Origin of the sequence: Desulfoplanes formicivorans (genome assembly GCF_001748225.1) — a bacterium.
In the GTDB taxonomy this organism is placed as follows: domain Bacteria; phylum Desulfobacterota; class Desulfovibrionia; order Desulfovibrionales; family Desulfomicrobiaceae; genus Desulfoplanes; species Desulfoplanes formicivorans.
In genome coordinates this window covers 1-5,199 of record NZ_BDFE01000005.1, presented here as the reverse complement: position 1 = coordinate 5,199, position 5,199 = coordinate 1, and the positions used below count along the sequence as shown (strand labels likewise).

General features: G+C 51.3%; 2 tRNA genes and 3 rRNA genes. All 5 read left to right on the top strand.

Annotated features, from left to right (window positions below):
* Positions 1-131: 131 nt before the first annotated feature.
* Positions 132-1,688, top strand: a 16S ribosomal RNA gene (locus DPF_RS01660).
* Between the two features lie 55 nt (positions 1,689-1,743).
* Positions 1,744-1,822: transfer RNA gene (locus DPF_RS01655), tRNA-Ile, on the top strand.
* A gap of 10 nt (positions 1,823-1,832) precedes the next feature.
* A tRNA-Ala gene (locus DPF_RS01650) sits at positions 1,833-1,908 on the top strand.
* Positions 1,909-2,094: 186 nt separating this feature from the next.
* Positions 2,095-5,042: ribosomal RNA gene (locus DPF_RS01645) — 23S ribosomal RNA — on the top strand.
* A gap of 29 nt (positions 5,043-5,071) precedes the next feature.
* Positions 5,072-5,186: ribosomal RNA gene (gene rrf / locus DPF_RS01640) — 5S ribosomal RNA — on the top strand.
* The 16S, 23S and 5S rRNA genes sit together here with 2 tRNA genes alongside, the layout of an rRNA operon.
* Positions 5,187-5,199: the final 13 nt, after the last annotated feature.

Sequence of the window (5,199 nt, the reverse complement as noted above, 5' to 3'; positions counted from 1 at the left end):
GGTTGAGTGGATAGAAGCTCGCTTTCCTGGTAACAACGAGGCAAGGTCTTTGACAATTAAATAGCGAGTTAGAGCATAAAAGGTTTTAAGCATTAAGGTCAGCTTGCAAGAGCTGGCTTCTAGTTGATTTCTAACTGGAGAGTTTGATTCTGGCTCAGAATGAACGCTGGCGGCGTGCCTAACACATGCAAGTCGAACGAGAAAGCTCCTTCGGGAGTGAGTAGAGTGGCGCACGGGTGAGTAACGCGTGGATAATCTACCTACGAGTTCGGGATAACTTCGCGAAAGTGGAGCTAATACCGGATGGTCTGGCATTTAAATCTTAAATGTCGGTAAAGATAGCCTCTTCCTGAAAGCTATTGCTTGTAGATGAGTCCGCGTCTCATTAGCTAGTTGGTAGGGTAACGGCCTACCAAGGCAACGATGAGTAGCTGGTCTGAGAGGATGATCAGCCACACTGGAACTGGAACACGGTCCAGACTCCTACGGGAGGCAGCAGTGGGGAATATTGGGCAATGGGCGCAAGCCTGACCCAGCAACGCCGTGTGAGGGATGAAGGTCTTCGGATTGTAAACCTCTGTCAGAAGGGAAGAAGTGCGTAAGGTCCAATAGGCCTTATGTTTGACGGTACCTTCAGAGGAAGCACCGGCTAACTCCGTGCCAGCAGCCGCGGTAATACGGAGGGTGCAAGCGTTATTCGGAATCACTGGGCGTAAAGCGTGCGTAGGCGGCGAGGTAAGTCAGGTGTGAAATCCCACGGCTCAACCGTGGAACTGCACTTGAAACTGCTTTGCTTGAGTACTGGAGGGGATGGCGGAATTCCTGGTGTAGGAGTGAAATCCGTAGATATCAGGAGGAACACCGGTGGCGAAGGCGGCCATCTGGACAGTAACTGACGCTGAGGTACGAAAGCGTGGGGAGCAAACAGGATTAGATACCCTGGTAGTCCACGCTGTAAACGATGGATACTCGATGTCGGGGCCTTGAGCTTCGGTGTCAAAGTTAACGCATTAAGTATCCCGCCTGGGGAGTACGGTCGCAAGGCTGAAACTCAAAGAAATTGACGGGGGCCCGCACAAGCGGTGGAGTATGTGGTTTAATTCGATGCAACGCGAAGAACCTTACCTGGACTTGACATCCTGCGAATCCTGTAGAGATACGGGAGTGCCTTTCGGGGAGCGCAGAGACAGGTGCTGCATGGCTGTCGTCAGCTCGTGCCGTGAGGTGTTGGGTTAAGTCCCGCAACGAGCGCAACCCCTATTTTCAGTTGCCATCAGGTGATGCTGGGCACTCTGGAGAGACTGCCCGGGTTAACCGGGAGGAAGGTGGGGACGACGTCAAGTCATCATGGCCCTTACGTCCAGGGCTACACACGTACTACAATGGAGGGCACAAAGGGGAGCGAGACCGCGAGGTGGAGCGAATCCCAAAAAACCCTTCTCAGTTCGGATTGGAGTCTGCAACTCGACTCCATGAAGTTGGAATCGCTAGTAATCCCGGATCAGCATGCCGGGGTGAATACGTTCCCGGGCCTTGTACACACCGCCCGTCACACCACGAAAGTCGGTTCTACCCGAAACCGTCGGACCAACCCTTTTGGGAGGTAGGCGTCTACGGTAGGGCTGGTAATTGGGGTGAAGTCGTAACAAGGTAGCCGTAGGGGAACCTGCGGCTGGATCACCTCCTTACGAGAAGTTCTAACTCGCTATTTAATTTCAAGGACATTGTCTTTGTGGTGGAAATGGGCCTGTAGCTCAGTTCCGGTTAGAGCGCACGCCTGATAAGCGTGAGGTCGATGGTTCAAGTCCATCCAGGCCCACCATGAGAAGAGTGGGGGTGTAGCTCAGCTGGGAGAGCGCCTGCCTTGCACGCAGGAGGTCATCAGTTCGATCCTGTTCACCTCCACCATTTTACCTACGGTTTTAGGTTTTAAGTTTCAGGTTTTAAGAAACCTTGAGCCGTATTTTGATCTTTAATAGTGTGACTGTTTTGAGAGTTGGGTTTTAGTTTTTAGGTCGTTGACCTAAAACTTAAAACCTAAAACCTGAAACGGTTTTAGACTGATCATTGACAGATAAATAGAGCGATTTGCAATAGTAAGATATCAAGGGCAATTGGTGGATGCCTAGGTGTCAGGAGGCGAAGAAGGACGTGGAAGGCTGCGATAAGCCTCGGTGAGCCGTCAAACAGGCTTTGACCCGGGGATTTCCGAATGGGGGAACCCGTATGGAGTAATGTCCATACACTCCAGACTGAATACATAGGTCTGTGAGAGCCAACCCGGGGAAGTGAAACATCTCAGTACCCGGAGGAAAGGAAATCAAAAGAGATTCCCCAAGTAGCGGCGAGCGAACGGGGATTAGCCCAAACCATATGGTTTCGACCATATGGGGTTGTAGGGCTCCGATACGTGATCCAGTGATTAGATAGCAGAACAGTCTGGAAAGGCTGACCAGAGACGGTGACAGTCCGGTACGCGAAATCGAAAACGGCACACGGAGTACCTGAGTAGGGCGGGACACGAGAAATCCCGTTTGAATCTGGGAGGACCATCTTCCAAGGCTAAATACTACCTGACGACCGATAGCGAACCAGTACCGTGAGGGAAAGGTGAAAAGAACCCCTGTTAGGGGAGTGCAATAGAACCTGAAACCAATTGCCTACAAGCAGTTCGAGCACACTAGTTGTGTGAGAGCGTGCCTTTTGCATAATGGGCCAGCGAGTTAATCTGTAGTGCGAGGTTAAGCCGAGAGGTGTAGCCGTAGCGAAAGCGAGTCTTAACAGGGCGAGATAGTACTGCGGATTAGACCCGAAGCCGGGTGATCTATCCATGAGCAGGCTGAAGCTTGAGTAAAATCAAGTGGAGGGCCGAACCATTGTAAGTTGAAAATTACTTGGATGACTTGTGGATAGGGGTGAAAGGCCAATCAAACCCGGTGATAGCTGGTTCTCCCCGAAATATATTGAGGTATAGCCTCAGGCGTTTATTAACGGAGGTAGAGCACTGACAGGGCTAGGGGTCCTACCAGATTACCAAACCCTATCAAACTCCGAATACCGTTAATTGAGAGCCTGGGAGTCAGACTACGGGTGATAAGGTCCGTGGTCGAAAGGGAAACAGCCCAGACCATCGGCTAAGGTCCCTAAATCATGCTAAGTGGGAAAGGAAGTGGAACCGTTAAGACAGCCAGGAGGTTGGCTTAGAAGCAGCCATCCTTGAAAGAAAGCGTAATAGCTCACTGGTCTAGTAGTTCTGCGCCGAAAATGTAACGGGGCTAAGCATGATACCGAAGCCATGGGATTGAAGACTTGTCTTCGATCGGTAGGGGAGCGTCCTCTTTTAGGATGAAGATAAACCGGAAGGTTTGTTGGACGGAAGAGGAGTGAATATGCTGGCATGAGTAACGATAAAACGGGTGAGAAACCCGTTCGCCGTAAACCCAAGGTTTCCAGGGTAAAGTTAATCTTCCCTGGGTTAGTCGGCCCCTAAGGCGAGGCTGAAAAGCGTAGCTGATGGGAAACAGGTTAATATTCCTGTACTTTGTGTACATCGTTTGAGTGAAGGAGGGACGCAGGAGGGTAGGTCATCCATCTGTTGGACATGATGGTTCAAACCCGTAGGGATGATTCATAGGCAAATCCGTGAATCTCTATCCTGAGAGGTGATGACGAGGCGCAAGCCGGAAGTGATTGAGCCCATGCTGCCGAGAAAAGCTTCTAAACGAGATGTGCATGAAACCGTACCGCAAACCAACACAGGTGGGTGGGATGAGTAATCCAAGGCGCTTGAGAGAACTCTGGTTAAGGAATTCGGCAAAATGACCCCGTAACTTCGGGATAAGGGGTGCCACTTTTGGTGATTATATTCACTGTAAGAGCTGAAAGTGGTCGCAGAGAAATGGCGGTGGCGACTGTTTACTAAAAACATAGGGCTATGCTAAGTCGTAAGACGCTGTATATGGCCTGACGCCTGCCCGGTGCCGGAAGGTTAAGAGGAGGGGTTATCCTTCGGGAAAAGCTCTGAATTGAAGCCCCGGTAAACGGCGGCCGTAACTATAACGGTCCTAAGGTAGCGAAATTCCTTGTCGGGTAAGTTCCGACCTGCACGAATGGCGTAACGATCTCCGCACTGTCTCAACCAGAGACTCAGTGAAATTGAATTCTCGGTGAAGATGCCGAGTACCCGCAGAAAGACGGAAAGACCCTGTGCACCTTTACTACAGCTTGACATTGGATTTTGGATTAGCATGTGTAGGATAGGTGGGAGACTATGAAGCAGGCACGCCAGTGTTTGTGGAGTCGCCCTTGAAATACCACCCTTGCTAATCTAGGGTTCTAATCCATAGCCGTTAACCGGCATGGAGACATTGTCTGGTGGGTAGTTTGACTGGGGCGGTCGCCTCCTAAAGAGTAACGGAGGCGTGCAAAGGTTCCCTCAGGCTGATTGGAAACCAGCCGTTGAGTGCAAACGCATAAGGGAGCTTGACTGTGAGAGAGACATCTCGATCAGGTACGAAAGTAGGTGTTAGTGATCCGGTGGTCCCGCATGGAAGGGCCATCGCTCATCGGATAAAAGGTACGCCGGGGATAACAGGCTGATCGCATCCAAGAGTTCACATCGACGATGCGGTTTGGCACCTCGATGTCGGCTCATCACATCCTGGGGCTGGAGCAGGTCCCAAGGGTACGGCTGTTCGCCGTTTAAAGTGGTACGCGAGCTGGGTTTAAAACGTCGTGAGACAGTTTGGTCCCTATCTTCTGTGGGCGTAGGATATTTGAGAGGGGCTGCCCCTAGTACGAGAGGACCGGGGTGGACGATCCTCTGGTGGACCTGTTGTCGCGCCAGCGGCATAGCAGGGTAGCTACGATCGGCAAAGATAACCGCTGAAAGCATCTAAGCGGGAAACTTGCCTCAAGATTAGATATCCCTCATCTTCGGATGACTGAAGGTCCCTTGAAGACTACAAGGTAGATAGGCCGGGTGTGTAAGCGCAGCAATGCGTTCAGCTGACCGGTACTAATAGACCGCGCGTCTTCTTTGCAAATCGCTCTATTTTTCTTATATATTTGTCCTGGTGACCAAGGCGGAGGGGACACACCCGATTCCATCTCGAACTCGGAAGTTAAGACCTCCAGCGCCGATGATACTCCGGATCCATCCGCGGGAAAGTAGGTCGTCGCCAGGACTTCTTCTTCAAA